General features: G+C 37.6%; 8 protein-coding genes. 4 read left to right on the top strand and 4 right to left on the bottom strand.

The features are described 5' to 3' along the window. Position 1: 1 nt before the first annotated feature. From GUU89_RS14340 to GUU89_RS14330, 3 genes are read right to left on the bottom strand one after another with little or no spacing between them, the layout of a single operon-like run. The gene (locus tag GUU89_RS14340; protein ID WP_162128552.1) at positions 2–1,297 is read right to left on the bottom strand and encodes a glycosyltransferase family 4 protein; all 1,296 of its coding nucleotides are present in this window, start codon (positions 1,295–1,297) and stop codon (positions 2–4) included. After that, positions 1,297–3,813, bottom strand: a complete 2,517-nt coding sequence (locus GUU89_RS14335) for a YfhO family protein (protein ID WP_162128551.1) — start codon at positions 3,811–3,813, stop codon at positions 1,297–1,299. Before GUU89_RS14335 ends, GUU89_RS14340 begins: the two co-directional genes overlap by 1 nt. A gap of 30 nt (positions 3,814–3,843) precedes the next feature. Further along, positions 3,844–4,095 (bottom strand): DUF4834 family protein, encoded by a 252-nt coding sequence (locus tag GUU89_RS14330; protein WP_162128550.1) that lies wholly within the window; start codon positions 4,093–4,095, stop codon positions 3,844–3,846. Positions 4,096–4,220: 125 nt separating this feature from the next. Between GUU89_RS14330 and GUU89_RS14325 the strand changes: the two genes are divergently transcribed. From GUU89_RS14325 to GUU89_RS14310, 4 genes are all read left to right on the top strand, one after another. Then, entirely contained in the window at positions 4,221–5,192 is a 972-nt protein-coding gene (locus GUU89_RS14325) for a transporter (RefSeq protein WP_162128549.1), read from the top strand. Continuing rightward, positions 5,192–6,313 (top strand): GTP cyclohydrolase, encoded by a 1,122-nt coding sequence (locus GUU89_RS14320; RefSeq protein WP_162128548.1) that lies wholly within the window; start codon positions 5,192–5,194, stop codon positions 6,311–6,313. The genes GUU89_RS14325 and GUU89_RS14320 overlap by 1 nt, the downstream gene beginning before the upstream one ends. A gap of 329 nt (positions 6,314–6,642) precedes the next feature. Further along, positions 6,643–13,359, top strand: a complete 6,717-nt coding sequence (locus GUU89_RS14315) for a T9SS type A sorting domain-containing protein (protein WP_162128547.1) — start codon at positions 6,643–6,645, stop codon at positions 13,357–13,359. Positions 13,360–13,886: 527 nt separating this feature from the next. Then, a complete protein-coding gene (locus GUU89_RS14310) occupies positions 13,887–17,816 on the top strand; it encodes an HYR domain-containing protein (protein WP_162128546.1) in 3,930 nt (1,309 codons plus the stop codon). A 90-nt stretch (positions 17,817–17,906) separates the two neighbouring features. Here GUU89_RS14310 and GUU89_RS14305 read toward each other — a convergent pair whose 3' ends face one another. Next, positions 17,907–18,851: a TerC family protein gene (locus GUU89_RS14305; protein WP_162128545.1), complete on the bottom strand. Its 945-nt coding sequence runs from the start codon at positions 18,849–18,851 to the stop codon at positions 17,907–17,909. Positions 18,852–19,029: the final 178 nt, after the last annotated feature.

Genomic DNA, 19,029 nt, shown 5'->3' with positions numbered 1-19,029 from the left:
TTTAAGAATTGCGATTAAGTATTTTAACCAATTGCTCCGTCAAACTTTTTCGAGAATACTGCTGTAAACCTACGGCATGCACTTTCAGATTTTGGTTTTTGTATTCCTGATAATATTCCAAAAGTAGTGCTTTTAGTTTTTCTTTTTCGTCATAAGTAAAGAAAGCTCCGGTGTTGGTTGAGGTAATAATTTCGGCAAAATCAGAGCCTTCCGGACCAATGGCTACAATGGGTCTTTCGGAAACCATGTATTCAAATAGTTTTCCCGGGATGATGCTTTTGGTGTCTTCGGAATTAATCTCAATCAGTAATAAAACTTGAGATTTACGTTGATGTGCCACCGCTTCCTGATGAGATACATAACCCAAATTCTGAACATAATGCGTAAGTTTAAATTCCGAAATGGTATCTAAAACTTCCTGACTCACGGCTCCTATTAATTTTAATTGAAAATCATTTTTAAAAGACGCGTTTTCCATGGTCAGCTCTTTTAAAGCCTTCCATAGTATTCTAGGATTTCTTTCGGATAAAAACGAACCAATATGTGCCAAAGTGAATTTGTCATCCAAGGGCTGTTTGGTTATTTTTTCTACATCATACCCATTGGTAATGATTTCAATAGGTTTTGATGTAATTGCCTGAAATTCTGTTTTAGTAGTTTTGCTGGTTACAATAATGGTGTCGGCCGAATTTAAAACTTCTTTTTCTAAGGCTTTGTGTTTCTTAGTAGCATAGGATGAGAGTTTCAATGCTTTGTGATAACCAATGGTTGTCCAAGGATCACGAAAATCAGCAAACCATTTTAATTTCAACTCTTTTTTCAATTCCAAACCAATTAAGTGTAAACTATGTGGCGGTCCCGATGTAACAATGGTATCAATGTTATTTTCTTCGATGTATTTTTTTAAGTAGTTTACCGAAGGCTTTACCCATAGAAATCGCGCATCAGGAATAAAAATATTGCCACGAACCCAAAGCAACATTCTTTCTAAAAAAGATTGTTTCTTTTGATTCGGAATAATGCCGGAGCTTATTTTTTTGGTTTTGTTTTTTGAAAGAAAGGACGCCAATTGATAAGGCTCAAAAATTTGGTGTTTTAGAATAATAGCTTTTTCCGAAACTTCGCTTTGCAGGCCTTCATCAATAATTGGATACGTTGGATTCTCAGGAATGTATACTATGGGCTGCACATTAAAATCGGGCAGGTATTTTACAAACTTTAACCAACGCTGTACGCCCGGTCCACCGGCTGGCGGCCAATAATAAGTGATGATTAAAAGTTTCTTGGGCTCAGACATTAGGCTTGCTTCTTTTTCTTCTGGTCAATATACACTCCACCAATAATCACCAAAAGCATTCCGATTGAGCTAAACAACGCAATACTGCTTCCTGTTTTTACTACTTGCGGTTCAAATTTGAATTCGATTTTATGATTGCCTTTTGGAATGACTAAACCACGTAACACATAATCCACTCTGAAAATGCCCGTTTCTTTTCCGTCAATAGTCGCTTTCCAACCATCTTTGTAATAGGTTTCAGAAAACACGGCAAAACCGTCATTGGCATTGTTTGAAGTATATTCAATATGATTGGGTTTGTACGTAGTTAATTTTATGGTTGCTGTGCTGTCAGATTTAAAGCTGTTTTCTTTTATAGCTGCATACGCTGCTGTGGCAAATGTATCCTTATACAATTGTGTTTCAGATTTGTTAATAACAGCCACATTTTTGGTGTCCAATTTATCCAAAGCTTTCATTTCCTCGTCAGCCGATTTTACTTCTTTTAATTCAGAAACAAACCATGCATTGCCATTGGTGAACGGATTGGTAATCGGCACACTTTGGCCGTCTTTTACTTCTACCAAAAGATACTTGATATTCAAGGCGTCCAGTATCGAAATATTTTTGGTTAAAGACAAAGTTGTTGGGTCGATATTACTCCCTAAATCAGCTAATTTTTTGTCAACGATATAATCGAATAATTGATCATAACGTCTTGGTCGAACGGCACTATACCCTCCGACAGATTTGTGGAAATAGGAAGTTCGTCCTTGCAATCTGCCTTGTAATTCATATACACGATAAATGGATTTGTCTTTCAGAATTTCTTCATCGGCAGGCGTAGGTTCAAAAGGCTGATCGACTTCTCGGGCGCTTCGGAACTGATGCGGTGTGTTGCTTACATAATTTTTATCAACAAAAAATAAATCGCCTACCATGAAAACACCAACGATGATGATGGCGGTGTTTTGTGCTAATTTTCCTTTGATATAAAACCAAAGCGCTCCAAAAGCAACCACCATGAAAAATCCGGAACGCAATAAATCGGCCATGAATAAACTGGCACGGTCGGCTTTTAAGGCTTCTACGAAAGCGGTTCCCATTTCTTTGCCGTAAGCTTGTGTATAATAACTATCATTTGCTGTAGCGAAAGAGAACATCCCTTTGGCTAAAAATAATAAAACAATCAAACCAATAGAAGTGGCTGCAGTGTATAGCAATGATTTTTTTTGATTTTCGGTTTCTTTAAAGAAGGATTGTAATCCCATTATGGCTAAAACCGGAAGGCATAATTCCAAGATGACTTGTATCGAAGAAACAGCTCTGAACTTGTCGTAAAGCGGCACATATTCAATAAAGAAGTTGGTTAAACCCGATAAATTTTTTCCCCAAGAAAGCAATAAGGAAACTAATGCACCTGCTAGGAAAGCGTATTTTATTTTGCGTTTGTCATGGTATAAAGCCAAGACACTGAGGAAGAAAACAATGACGCCAATATAAGCCGGAGCAGCTACCATGGGTTGGTCTCCCCAATAAGTTGGTGCTGATTCTGAAAATTGTCTGGCATCTTCGTCTGAACCGCCTTGATTGATAATGAACTCGTATAACTTACTGTCTTTTCCAATGTTTTCAGTGTTAGAACCACCAAAAAGGCGAGGAGCTATGAGGTTTAAACTTTCGGCTATACCATAACTGTATTCTGTAATATAATCATGCGACATCGAAGCTGTGGTATCATTTTTTGAGCCATCAGCATTGAAAGTTAATTCACTTTTTCCGCGCATACTAAAGTCGGTGTATTCTTTGGTAGCCAATAAACTCGTAGCGTTTACCCCAACGGCCAGAACTATAGCAACTACAAAAGTTCCGGCTATTTTAGGTAATGACTTTAAGTCGTTTTCTTTAATTAGTTTGTATAACAAATAGACGCCAAGCGCTAACAAAAGAAACAACAAGTAGTAAGTCATTTGAAAGTGATTCGCATTGATTTCCAAGGCTACAGCTAACATCGTCAGGATACCACCGTGCAGATATCGTTTTCGAAAAACTAAAATAAATCCGGCAACTACCAATGGCATGTAAGCAATGGCGTGTGCTTTTGCATTATGACCAACACCCAGAATTACAATCAAATAAGTTGAAAAACCAAACGCCAAGGCACCAAAAAAAGCTTTTAACGGATCAGCTCTGAAAACCAGTAATAAGGCGTAAAATCCTAAAAAGTACAGAAATACATAATCTGCCGGTCTTGGTAAGAAACGCAAAGCATCATCCAGTTTACCAATATAATCGTGCGGATAATTGGCTCCCATTTGATACGTTGGCATACCCCCAAAAGCGGAATTGGTCCAATAAGGTTCTGTGTGATATTCAGCTCGAAAATCGTTTTGTTCTTTGGCCATTCCGGTATATTGAACGATATCGGATTGGAAGATTTTTTTGCCTTGCAGTACCGGATAAAAGTAAATTAATGAGATGGTGATAAAACCAATGATGGCTAAAAAATGCGGGTAAAATTTTTGAAGTTGCTTCATTTATTTGGTTTGAAGGGAGGTTTGGTTTAACTATTCAATTTCTTCGAAATCAACATATTCGCCTACTACTTTTTTCTCTTTTGGTTTTTCAGAGTTAGTATTTTGAGATGTATGTTGTTGTTGGTAATTTTGTTGCTGTTGTTGAAATTGATCGGCGGCTTTTTCCATCATTTTTTGCGCCATTATTGGTAAAAACAAACGCGCTAAGAACTTTACAACGTAGTAAAAAGCAAAGATGAATAAAATGGTTTCTAAAAGGCCACTAAAAGATGCGGTTTCCATTGAATAAAAAATTTTTGTCAAAAATACTAAATTCCTTAATGTAATTTTCGCTTTGACTTCTTAAATAAATAATAAAAAATACTACTTTTGAAACACTAAGTTATCCTGCTTAATTTTCACAACATATGAGGTACCTAAAAAGATTTTTTGTCATTGGTTTTCTGCTGATTTCGGTTTCGCAATACGCCCAATATACTGACCTTATTAATTCCAATCGACCGGGAAAATCGATGTCGGCTTTCTCTGTAGGGAAAACAGTAATTCAGGCAGAAGGTGGGGTGTATGGTGTTCGCGAAAAGCATGATTTAGCGCGGTATGAAGCCAATGGTTTCGGTACAGAAATAGATGTACGGTATGGAGCTTTTTTTGATCAATTCGAATTTAATTTAAACACACAATACCAATACGATTGGTACCAAGCTCCACTGGTTGACGATACTCGTGGTGGTTTGAAGCAATTTACCATTGGTGTAAAATATTTAGTTTATGATCCGTTTATCAAAGAAGATAAGCCCAATTTGTATAGCTGGAAAGCCAATCACAAGTTCAGTTGGAAGCAATTTATTCCGGCAGTAGCCGTGTATGGTGGTTTGAATTTAAAGATAGGACCTAATCCGTTTACTTTTGAAGGAGACAAAGCCATCAGTCCGAAAGTAATGGTAATTACGCAGCATCATTTTGGTACTAAATGGGTTTGGGTCAATAATATTATAGCGGATAAATACATGACTAAGTACCCAACCTTGGGGTGGATTACCACAATGACCAGAGGGTTCAATATGCGCTGGTCTGCTTTTTTGGAAATGCAGGCCTACAAAAGCGACTATTATGCCGATAATGTCTTCAGATTGGGAGCGGCCTATTTGGTTCGGGAAAATATTCAACTCGATGCTTCTCTGAGTAAAAACGTGAAAGATACACCATCATTATTATCAGGGAATGTTGGTCTTTCCTGGCGTTTTGACAGTAATTATGAAACGAATTACAAACGCGTTAAAAATCAAAAAGATCCTAAGGATAAGAAAGATAAAAAATCGAAAAAAGATAAAGGTAAAAAGCGCAAAGACGAAGTAGAATTAGAAAACACCAAACCATAATGATTACCATAGTTGAAGCCAATAGCAAAAAACTGCTGAAAGATTTTGTGAAATTTCCGTTTGTCTTATATAAAAATCATCCATACTGGGTTCCGCCTTTGATTAATGATGAGTTAGATTCATTTGATAAAACTAAAAATCCTGCTTTTACTACAGCTGATGCTCATTTCTATTTGGCATATCGCGATGGAAAAATTGTTGGGCGAATAGCTGCTATCATTAATTGGAGTGAAGTAAACGAGCAACAGAAAAAGAAAGTGCGTTTTGGTTGGTGGGATGTTATTGATGATGTAGAAGTGACTAAAGCCTTATTAGAAAAAGTTTATGAATTCGGAAAAAGCAACAACCTCGAATATGTCGAGGGACCAATGGGATTTTCCAATTTGGATAAAGTTGGTGTCTTGACTGAAGGGTTTGATGAAATCGGTTCGATGATTACTTGGTATAATTTTCCTTATTATAAGGAGCACTTAGAGAAATTGGGTTATGTCAAGGAGAAAGAATACCTCGAAAACAAGTTTCCTTTTTCAAATGTGAAGACTGAATTTTTCGTAAAAGCTCAGGAACTTATCAAAAAGCGCTACGAATTAAAAGCTCTGAATTTTACTAATACCAATGACATCATGCCCTATGTGGATAAGATGTTTGATTTGTTTAATTCCAGTTATGCCGGCCTTTCTTCCTTTGTAGCCATAACTGATGTGCAAAAGGAATATTTTAAAAAAAAATACATCAGCTTTATCAATCCGGAATACATCAAGTTTATTGAAGATAAAAATCACAATATGATTGCCTTCAGTATAGTAATGCCTAGTTTTTCAGAAGCGCTACAAAAAGCCAACGGGAAATTGTTTCCTTTAGGGTTCTATCATTTGCTTAAAGCCAAAAATGAAAGCAAAGATGTACTATTCTATTTAATAGGTATAGATCCTGAATATCAAAGTAAAGGGGTTACCGCTATCATTTTTAATGAATATTACCATCTCTTCAAAGAAAAAGGGATTCAAAACTGTATCCGAACTCCTGAGTTGGAAGACAATCACGCCATACACAATATGTGGAAGCATTTTGATCCGGTAACCTTTAAAAGAAGGCGAACTTATAAAAAGAATTTGTCTTAACCGGATACAACGCTCTAAAAATCTTAGTTTTATAGGTTAAAACACCACCGTTGTTTAACTGATTTTAAACTTAATTATTGACTTAGCATTAAATCATTTTTGAGTTTTTATGCAGTTTGTCGATGAAATAGAATTGTTTGTAGAAAACTTATGCCAATTTTAACATAAACTGCTATTAATACTTAATTTTAACATCCCAATAAGAATCTACTGTTTGTCTTTCACCAAGATTGAAGTTTAAAAAAGACACTTATTCTTTTAATGCTTGTCCCAAAAATACTAAAAACCTAAATTTACTCATGATGTGGTATTACTAAATACTTAACATTATGAAAAACAGTACTTTATTGCGTAATTTAGGATTTCCCTGCCGCGAGAGTTATGCCTCAGGCGCAGGAGAAAGTGGTCTTAAGTTAGATTTTTCCAAAACAGGAGTTTTGGGAGAAACTTACACCAAAAGTAGTAGTTCAAAAAGTCAAAGTATGATTAGCATCGTTTTGTTATTTGTGCTTTTTTTGTTTACTAATTTTTTAACCGCCCAGACTGTCAAAATTGATGGGTTAACTACTTCATTCCCTGGGGAATGGAATCAAGCTGGAATTATTCACGTTGCCGACAAATTCAATATTATCAATCAGGATGATATTTTTGCGGGAAATGAAAAAGATTTCTTCTATGCCAACAACTGGTTTTGGAAACTAGGGACAGCTAAAGACAAGAATGACATTGCCAATGCAGCAGCTGTTATTCTTCAACCGGGTCAGGTTATACGATCTGACGGTTCAGTTGCCACTGGAGGACCATTTATAGTGTTCGCAGGGGATAGAATATCCAATAGTGGGGATGCTCAAATTGGATTTTGGTTCTTTCAGGATGGTACCCATCCGGAAACAGTAAACGGCGTTAACCTTTTTACTCCTGCTAAGCATTTACCACCTGTAATTGGTGATATCCTTGTACTTGCGAATTTTACCAACGGTGGTAATATTGGAGCGGTAACCGTTTTGGAGTGGGTAGGAACAGGAGGTAATTATGCTGATAATCCTGCTTTTAATTTAAAGACGTTCTCTGCTCAGGTGGCTGAGAATAATACTGTTAACACGCCAGTGCCAACAGGCTGGTTTTTTAAAGATAAAAATAATAATGACAATACGACCAATACTACACAATATGGTTTAAATGAATTTTATGAAGGATATGTAGACCTTGCTCAATTAGGAAACGTAGGAGCATGTTTTTCAAAATTCTTACTAGAAACGAGATCCTCTCAGGAGATTACTGCAACATTGGATGACTTTGTTGGTGGTGGTTTAGGAGGAGTTCCATCGGCAACAGTGGCTGCAACGCCAGTGTCTTGTTTTGGACAAAGTTCTACAGTTACTGCAACACCTAGTCCTGCTGGGGTTTATACGTATACTTGGACGGTACCGGCAACTGCCAGTAACCCAGGTAATGTCGCTAGTTTTAATGCTACGGTGTCCGGAAGTTATTCAGTGGTTGTGACCACCGAAAATGGTTGTCCATCTAATCCGAGTGCGCCAGTGGTAGTAACAATTCCAACTAAAGTAGAATTGACTGCTAACGGAACTAGTCCATTGTGTTTTGGCGGAAATGGTTCAATTACTTTCAGTGCTACAGGAGGAACAGGAGCTAAAACGTATACAGTAAACGGTAACGCAGCAACTTCACCATTCTCTGCGTCAGCTTCTGGTACTTATACTATTGTAGCTACAGATGCTAATGGATGTACTGATACTAAACAAGTGACTATCACAATTCCATCTAAAGTTGATTTAACTGCTAATGGTACAAATCCATTGTGTTTTGGAGGAAATGGTTCTATAACTTTTAGTGCTACCGGCGGAACAGGGGCTAAAACGTATACTGTAAACGGTAATGCAGCTACTTCACCATTCTCAGCTTCTGCAGCGGGTACTTATACTATTGTAGCAACAGATGCTAACGGATGTACTGATACCAAACAAGTAACGATTACTATCCCAACAAAAGTTGACTTAACGGCTAATGGAACTGATCCATTGTGTTTTGGCGGAAATGGTTCTATAACCTTTAGTGCTACCGGCGGAACAGGAGCTAAAACGTATACTGTAAACGGTAATGCAGCTACTTCACCATTCTCAGCTTCTGCAGCGGGTACTTATACCATTGTAGCTACAGATTCTAACGGATGTACTGATACAAAACAAGTAACGATTACTATTCCAACCAAAGTTGACTTAACAGCTAACGGAACTGATCCATTGTGTTTTGGAGGAAATGGTTCAATTACTTTCAGTGCTACCGGTGGAACAGGAGTTAAAACGTTTACTGTAAACGGTAATGCAGCTACTTCACCATTCTCAGCTTCTGCAGCGGGTACTTATACTATTGTAGCTACAGATGCTAACGGATGTACTGATACCAAACAAGTAACGATTACTATCCCAACAAAAGTTGACTTAACGGCTAATGGAACTGATCCATTGTGTTTTGGCGGAAATGGTTCTATAACCTTTAGTGCTACCGGCGGAACAGGAGCTAAAACGTATACTGTAAACGGTAATGCAGCTACTTCACCATTCTCAGCTTCTGCAGCGGGTACTTATACCATTGTAGCTACAGATGCTAACGGATGTACTGATACAAAACAAGTAACGATTACTATTCCAACCAAAGTTGACTTAACAGCTAACGGAACTGATCCATTGTGTTTTGGAGGAAATGGTTCAATTACTTTCAGTGCTACCGGTGGAACAGGAGCTAAAACGTATACTGTAAACGGTAATGCCGCTACTTCACCATTCTCAGCTTCTGCAGCGGGTACTTATACCATTGTGGCTACAGATGCTAACGGATGTACTGATACCAAACAAGTAACGATTACTATTCCAACTAAAGTAGAATTAACGGCTAACGGAACAAACCCATTGTGTTTCGGCGGTACAGGTTCAATTACTTTCAGTGCTACAGGCGGAACAGGAGCTAAAACATATACTGTAAATGGTAATGCCGCTACTTCACCGGCAACGGGATTAGCAGCAGGAGTTTACACTATCGTGGCTACAGATGCCAACGGATGTACTGATACCAAACAAGTAACGATTATTATCCCAACCAAAGTTGACTTAACAGCTAACGGAACTGATCCATTGTGTTTCGGAGGAAATGGTTCAATTACTTTCAGTGCTACAGGCGGAACAGGAGCTAAAACATATACTGTAAACGGTAATGCCGCTACTTCACCATTCTCAGCAGCTGCTTCAGGAGTTTACACTATTGTTGCTACAGATGCCAACGGATGTACAGATACCAAACAAGTAACGATTACTATCCCAACCAAAGTCGAATTGACTGCTAATGGAACAAATCCATTGTGTTTTGGAGGAAATGGTTCAATTACTTTTAGTGCTACCGGTGGAACAGGGGCTAAAACGTATACTGTAAACGGTAACGCAGCCACTTCACCATTCTCAGCATCTGCTTCAGGAGTTTACACTATCGTAGCTACTGACGCTAACGGATGTACTGATACAAAACAAGTAACAATCACTATCCCTACTAAAGTAGATTTAACAGCTAATGGAACTAATCCATTATGTTTCGGTGGTACAGGTTCAATTACTTTCAGTGCAACCGGAGGAACAGGAGCTAAAACCTATACAGTAAACGGTAACGCAGCTACTTCACCGGCAACGGGATTAGGAGCTGGAGTTTACACTATTGTAGCTACAGATGCTAACGGATGTACCGATACAAAACAGGTAACAATCACTATTCCAACTAAAGTAGAATTGACTGCTAATGGTACAAATCCATTATGTTTTGGAGGAAATGGTTCAATTACTTTCAGTGCTACCGGTGGAACAGGAGCTAAAACGTATACTGTAAACGGTAACGCAGCTACTTCACCATTCTCAGCGTCTGCTTCAGGAGTTTACACTATTGTAGCTACAGATGCTAACGGATGTACTGATACTAAACAAGTAACTATTACTATTCCAACTAAAGTAGAATTGACTGCTAATGGAACCAATCCATTGTGTTTTGGTGGTAATGGTTCAATTACTTTCAGTGCTACCGGCGGAACAGGATCTAAAACGTATACTGTAAACGGTAACGCAGCCACTTCACCATTCTCAGCTTCTGCTTCAGGAGTTTACACTATTGTAGCTACAGATGCTAACGGATGTACCGATACAAAACAAGTAACGATTACTATCCCAACTAAAGTAGAATTGACTGCTAATGGAACCAACCCATTGTGTTTCGGTGGTACAGGTTCAATTACTTTCAGTGCTACCGGCGGAACAGGAGCTAAAACGTATACTGTAAACGGTAATGCAGCTACCTCACCGGCAACGGGATTAGGAGCTGGAGTTTACACTATTGTAGCTACAGATGCTAACGGATGTACTGATACCAAACAAGTAACGATTACTATTCCAACTAAAGTAGAATTGACTGCTAATGGAACTAATCCATTATGTTTTGGAGGAAATGGTTCAATTACTTTCAGTGCTACCGGTGGAACAGGAGCTAAAACGTATACTGTAAACGGTAACGCAGCTACTTCACCATTCTCAGCGTCTGCTTCAGGAGTTTACACTATTGTAGCTACAGATGCTAACGGATGTACCGATACAAAACAAGTAACTATTACTATTCCAACTAAAGTAGAATTGACTGCTAATGGAACCAACCCATTGTGTTTTGGTGGAACAGGTTCAATTACTTTCAGCGCTACCGGCGGAACAGGAGCTAAAACGTATACTGTAAATGGTAACGTGGCTACTTCACCGGCAACGGGATTAGGAGCCGGAGTTTACACTATCGTGGCTACAGATGCTAACGGATGTACCGATACAAAACAAGTAACGATTACTATCCCAACTAAAGTAGAATTGACTGCTAATGGAACCAACCCATTGTGTTTCGGTGGTACAGGTTCAATTACTTTCAGTGCTACCGGCGGAACAGGAGCTAAAACGTATACTGTAAACGGTAATGCAGCTACCTCACCGGCAACGGGATTAGGAGCTGGAGTTTACACTATTGTAGCTACAGATGCTAACGGATGTACTGATACCAAACAAGTAACGATTACTATTCCAACTAAAGTAGAATTGACTGCTAATGGAACTAATCCATTATGTTTTGGAGGAAATGGTTCAATTACTTTCAGTGCTACCGGTGGAACAGGAGCTAAAACGTATACTGTAAACGGTAACGCAGCAACTTCACCATTCTCAGCAGCTGCTTCAGGAGTTTATACTATAGTTGCTACAGATGCTAACGGATGTACCGATACAAAACAAGTAACAATCACTATCCCTACTAAAGTAGAATTGACTGCTAATGGTACTAATCCATTATGTTTTGGAGGAAATGGTTCAATTACTTTCAGTGCTACCGGAGGAACAGGAGCTAAAACGTATACTGTAAACGGTAATGCAGCTACTTCACCATTCTCAGTGTCTGCTTCAGGAGTATACACTATTGTAGCTACAGATGCTAACGGATGTACCGATACTAAAACAGTAACGATTGCTATTCCAACTAAAGTTGATTTAACGGCTGAAGGAACTAATCCTCTATGTTATGGCGGAAATGGTACAATTACATTTAGTGCTACCGGCGGAACAGGAGTTAAAACGTATACTGTAAACGGTAACGCAGAAACTTCACCATTCTCTGCTTCTGCTTCAGGAGTATACACTATCGTGGCTACAGATGCTAACGGCTGTACTGATACTAAACAAGTATCTATCACTATTCCGACAGCTGTTGAGCTTAGCTTAACTTCATTACCTGAAATATGTGCTAATACTGCTACCGGTAGTGTTGAAGCAACATTCTCTGGTGGAACAGGAGTTTATAGTGTTAGTATAGATGGTGGGGCATTTACAGAACAAGCTTCTCCTTATACTTTTGCTAATTTAAGTACAGGCCAACATACTGTAGTAGTTAAAGATGCAAATGGTTGTGAGGCTACAAGCGAAATAACTGTTGATTTGATTCCTTGTGAAGCATTCTGTACATACACTCAAGGTGCTTACGGTACTTCAGGTGGTTCAATGTGTGACGGAGAAGTTGGGCATTTAACTACAGCACAAATGATTGCTCAATGTTTGGCAAATGCTGGTGGAACAATTACCGTTGGTTTGCCTGGACGTTCAGTATTTATGACTGCTCCGGGTGCTGTAAGTTGTATTATTGACAAATTACCTGGCGGTGGTCCATCAAAAGAACTTCCGGCTGGAAACAATAGTGTTTGTTCATTACCGAATTCTCTATTGAGAAGTGGTGTAATCAATAATGCATTACTTGCTCAAACGATGACTTTAGCATTGAATGCTAATATCAGCCTTACAACAAATTTAAGTGGGTTTGTATTACAGGCAGGTACTCTTGCAACAGCTAATCCACTTGGTGGTTGTGGTTCAAAAGAGCCGGTTGAAAGAATTTGTGGTCACTACGATGAGTTTGGAGTTTGGGTTAATACAGTTAATGAATACACCTATAAAACTATCCCTGCTGCTGTGGTGAATGCTATTACACCAAATGGAAATGGAGACAAAACAGTGGGTGGGTTAATTGATTTAGCTAATCGTGCTCTAGGTAATGCAGATGGTATTAATAGTTCTGAAGGAGGTGTTAGTCTTTCAGCTATTACTAATGTTGTAGACGCCTTGAATAATGTATTTGATGAATGTAAAGTGTTTGTAGGTTGGGATGTTACTCCTTGTCCTGCTCAACCAGTAGCAGTAAGAATGAACGCATCATCAGCAAATGAAGTTAAAGGTTTATCAGTTATCGTGGCACCTAATCCGTACACTGATAACTTCAAATTAAGCTTAATCACTTCAAGTGAAGCACAAGTTAGCGTGTCTGTTTATGATATGACAGGAAGATTAATCGAAAAACGTGATGTTAATCCAAATGAAGTATCTCAAATTCAAGTAGGTAATAACTATTCGTCAGGAGTTTACAATGTTATTGTAACGCAAGGTGAAGAAGTAAGAACCCAAAGAGTTATTAAAAGATAATTTTTAAAATTATTATAAAAGTAAAGCCCCTCAACATTGAGGGGCTTTTTTATTTACAGAAAAATGATTCCCAAATCATTCATCCGGCCATCCTAATCTTACGAAACAAAAAGCGCAAAGACCAAAAAGATGTAGTTAATGTCCGAAAAAAATCATTATTAACCCATTAAAAAAACATCAGCAAAATTGAAATAATGTATTAATGATAATGCTATTTAAATATCCGGAAAGTAACTCTAAACAAAAACAAAAACAAGCTTATTAGTGAAGCCGTAATTGAAGCTATGGGTTTCAAAAAAAGGCCATTTATCTTTTAATCGAGTATAAATTACGTTTAACGATTTTAATCTTACAGCATAAAAATATTACTTAATTTCGGAAACTATTTAATTTTTTATAAGCCCCAAGCTCTATAAACTTTTATTTTTTAATGTTAATGGTGTTAACCTAACTTAATGTATTTAATAATGAAACAAAACAAAACACTTGTATATAGTCCTAAAAGGATATATATATTAAATTTATTTGTGTCTGTTGTAGCATTTCTCGCTGTTTTTCTGGCTCCGGATACAGCAATGTCGCAACAACTTAAAAACGCAATAAATAAAACCGATTTAAAAGAGACAAATACTCGTCAAATTCCGGGTACTTTAATAAGTCTTGGAGCCAATGCATCCTCTAGATTAGCGGCTCCCAATGGACCAACGCTAAACAATACACAAGCGGGAGCCTTGACTGAAGCTTATAGCTCAACCGGTCATTACACGCTTTCGGTTGATGGAAAAGGATCATCTCTTTCATCAATGACGGTTCGAGTAAATAAACCAAATGCAGCAGCAACGGTTCAAAAAGTTATCCTTATGTCAACTGCTACTGGTTCTACTATAGCCAATGGTTGTGTTACATTGTCAGGTTTACCTGTAAACTGGAACGGAACAGCAACAAGCAGTAGTAGTGGAATAGGTTTTTATAATTATTGGGCAGATGTTACCAGTCTTGTTTCAACTCAAATAAATGCACTTCCAGCCGGGATTTCAACATTGACTGTTACAGAATGTAATAGTGCAGCTATCGAAGGGTCGGTATTGTTAGTTGTATTTAATGATGCAACCGCTACTGAAAAAACGATTATTATTATGTTTGGGGCAGCTACACCTGCTGGAGATAATTTTTCAGTTACTTTGGCACAACCAATTGATCCAGCTCAACCAGGTGCTCTGTTAGATATGGGATTAGGAATAGGTTTTAGTTATCAAGCAGCCGGAGGGACACAAACGTCTCAGGTATCAGTTAACGGACAAAGATTATCAAGTTCTGCTGGAGGTGAAGATGATGGTGCTTCTGAAAATGGAGCTTTACTTACTGTAGGGGGTATAGGAAATGTTAATACAAATCCTCTTAATCCAAATGCGGGTCCTACAAATCAATTTACTGATGATGAATTGTACACCATTTTACCATTCATAACAAATACAACTACAAGTTTAAATATTAATACGGTTAACCCATCAGGTGATGATAATATATTCCTTGCTTATTTTGCACTTTCAGGTGCAGCTATTATAGGCGAAGGTATTTTATTAACACAAACTACTACTTCTGGGAACGTTGGAACTAATCATACCGTTAAAGCAGTTGTAAAAAATGCAAACGGTCAACCATTACCAAATAAAACAGTTACGTTTACTATTACGGCAGGACCAAACTTTGGTTTAGCTCCTTTTACAGCAACAACAGATGCTAATGGAGAGGTTAATTTTACCTATTTAGGTTCAGGTGGCCCTGGAGTTGATACAATTATGGCTTGCTTTACAGATAGTCAAAATCAGTTAGCATGCTCAAATGTTCTTTCTTTCCAATGGTTAGCTGCAGCAGTACCTCCAACAATTGAATGTCCGGCGGATATCATTGTTAATGCAACTACAGGTTTGTGTGGTGCTAATGTTACCTATTCAGCTGCAATAGCTGCAGGGGATCCAACTCCTAATGTAACTTATTCACACGCCTCAGGAAGTTTCTTTCCGGTAGGATCAACGGTTGTGACAGCTACAGCAACTAATGTAAATGGTTCATCAACTTGTGAGTTCGTTGTAAGTGTTTTAGATACAATAGCTCCAGTATTGTCAATTTCTAATATTGAAAGATGTTTTAATGAAGATGACTTAGGTTGTGCAATTGCTCTTGGAGTAACTGCTTCTGATAACTGCGAAGTAGAGTCGCTTACTAACAATGCTCCTCAGTGTTTCCCAGTAGGTAATACTACTGTAACATGGACCGCAACAGACGTACACGGAAATGTTACCATTGCCTCTCAAGTTGTAACAAGACATCCTGAAATAGTGGTTACTTGTCCTGGAAATAGAACAGTAGCTTGTAACGAAAATGCAGCTGAAGCTTTTGCTGCTTGGATTGCAGGGTTCTCTTATACTGGAGGAGATGCAAATACAACAGTTACCAACTTAGCTCAGTATCAAATGCCTGCCCCTGGAGTGCCTTTAACTATTGCATATTCAGCTGAAAATGGTTGTGGTAGTGATTCTTGTACTTCAGTATTTACAACTGTGGCAGATACTATATCGCCTGTATTTACTTTCTGTCCTCAGGGAGTAGATTTAGGTTGTAATCCTCAAGGTGGTGTTCCTGCTCCGGCAGCAGCTACAGCTACAGATAATAATGGTACACCAAGTATTACATCATCTTTAGGCCAAGAATCAGTTGATGGATGTTTACATACACAAATCAGAACTTATACTGCTACAGATGCATGTGGTAATAGTGCAACATGTTTACAAGTATTTACTTGGACAGTAGACACAACACCGCCGGTATTTACTTTGTGTCCTTCTGGTGCTAATTTAGGTTGTAATCCAACCGGAATTCCAGCACCTGAAGTAGCAACTGCAACTGATGCATGTGGAGTACCAAGTATTACATCAGCTTTAGGTGAAGAGTCATCTGTTGGATGTATGTATTCACAAACCAGAACATATACTGCTACAGATGCTTGTGGTAATTCATCAACTTGTACTCAGGAGTTTACTTGGAGAATTGATTTAGAAGGACCAGTATTTAGTGGTATTTCTGAAAACAGAGACGTTTTAGTAAATGACGAAGGTGATACTTGTGCTCAAGACTTAGGCGGTGGAGGAATTGCTACTGTAACTGAAAAAATGGATAATTCAAAACAAATTGCCAAAAGCAGAGTTAATTTTGATCAGCCTAGAAATGAAGACCACCCTAATACGCCACTTAGCTGGACATATGGTGTTAATAACTTTGATCAAGCTGAGTATTTTGAAGGAATGGGAGTTCCTCAACGTATTGTGTTTACGCAATTAACAGGTTCAACTCACACATTCAAATTCCGTCATGAAGCGGTTAAGCATCAAGGTGGAGTTAGTAGACATGCTTATGATTTCTTGATGTCATGGGAACAAGCAGTTGCTACAGCAGGTGATTTAGGAAATGGAGCGGTTAACGAATTGCAAAATCTTACAGCGCAACAGTGTGATGGAATTGCTTCTTGTCCAAACTTAACTAATAGTGCTTTTGCATCTTTAGCTGACACAATGGGTAACCCACCTAACCACCACGGAAATAGAAATGTTGACGCTGCAGTAGCTACTTTTGAGCAACAATACGGAAACAGACAAATTGAAATAAAAGGAGATGCTCCTATTTCAGATTTCAATATCGCTTTCGATGGCTATTCAGGTACTGCAACTGGAGATAATTATGCTTGGTATACAGTTACATGGACATCAGCTTCTAGCAACGTAATGATTAAATTGGCAGGAAGAGCGGCTCAAGGAGCTGGATCAAATGGTTATGGAAATTGTTATGGAGCTGGTTCTATTGATGGTGCGCCATATCATTTCAGATTAGAGCAACTTGATGGTGCTTCATTAGGAAGCAGAGATAATCAAGTAATGGTTGAGAAAACATGTGATGTTAATATTCCTGTCGAATTTGATACTCCAATAGTTACTGATAATTGCAGTTCATCACAAATTGACCCAGTGGTTGTAGGTGCAGATGTTGTTACTCAAAATGCTGATGGTTCTAAAACACATTGCAGAACATGGGAAGCTACAGATACTTGTGGAAAATCTAGTACTTATACTCAATGTATTACTGTTTCTTGTTCAAACGAAACTGTTGCATTCAAAAAATCTGATGTGATAGAGATGAGTGGAGCTTCACTTGGAGATAAATTAAAAGTTAAAGCATATCCAAATCCTTATACAAGTGATTTTAATTTGAGCTTGTCAACAACAGTTGAAGGAAATGTATCAGTGTTAATTTATGATATGACCGGAAGATTGTTAGAAAGAAATGACATCAATCCAAGTGAAATATCAGAAGTTAAAATTGGAAACAAATATACTTCAGGTGTATACAATGTAGTAGTGACTCAGGGTTCTGAAACTAAAACACTACATGTGATTAAAAGATAATTAGAAATAATATCAAATAACTGAAAAGCCCCTCATTGAGGGCTTTTTTATTGGGTAGTTATTTAGAAAAGTTAAATAAAGAAAATCAAATCATTCAGTAGTTTCACTCTTTTTAATAGATATTACAATTCCGATTAAAAGCGATAAAGCGATAAATCCTAATGAAATCCATTCCGGAAATTTGTAATAATGAACCAATAACATTTTAATTCCCACAAAGGTTAATATAGCAATCAAGCTGTATTCAAGATAACTGAATTTTTCCAGCATGTTAGCCAAGAAGAAATACATAGAACGCAAGCCAAGAATAGCAAAAATATTAGAACTGAAAACCAAAAAAGGGTCTGATGTGATAGCCAATATAGCCGGTACACTATCCAATGCAAATAGCATATCCATCACCTCAATAACAATCAACGCTACAAAAAGTGGAGTGGCTGCTTTAATGTGTTTTCTTTTTACAAAAAATTGTTCCCCTTCAATATGATGAGTGATTGGCATAATCTTACGCAGGTTTTTATAGACAAACGATTTCTTTGGATTGAATTCTTCCTCTTCTCCTTTAAACAGCATTTTGAATGCGGTAAAAATCAAAAAGGCGCCAAATAGATAGGTCATCCAGCTGAATTTGTTAATTAAAATGACTCCAAAGAAAATCATCAATCCTCTAAAAAGAATAGCACCTAATATCCCCCAAAATAAAACCCTGTGTTGGTATTTCTGTGGAATTTTAAAAGAAGCAAAGATTACGGCAATTATAAAGATGTTATCAATACTCAACGATAATTCAATAAGATAACCGGTGATAAACTTCATTGTGGCCACTGCCGGTTTAATACCGGTAGGATTAGCTATGTATTCATTGCTGTACAACCAGTTAATTACAATCGAAAATAAAAAGGACATGGCTACCCATATTCCGGTCCATATTCCGGCCTCTTTGGGCTTGATAACATGAGGGTTTTTATTAAATACGCCTAAATCTAAGGCAAGAAACACTAAAATGGCAGCTAAAAACAGTATCCAAACAGTCATGATAAATCTTTTGATTGCTACAAATATAGGGGATTGTATTTTTGAAGTTACTATTTAATTGTTAAATAAATCAATCTTTAAAACTATAAAAATATTATTTTTTAGATATTACCCCTAAAATTAATAGGGGGTATGTGTTATTTAAATTAAAATATTTTTATATTTGCTTCAAATTATT

It is taken from the genome of Flavobacterium phycosphaerae (assembly GCF_010119235.1).
GTDB lineage: Bacteria > Bacteroidota > Bacteroidia > Flavobacteriales > Flavobacteriaceae > Flavobacterium > Flavobacterium phycosphaerae.
This window is presented reverse-complemented; position numbering and strand designations above follow the sequence as displayed.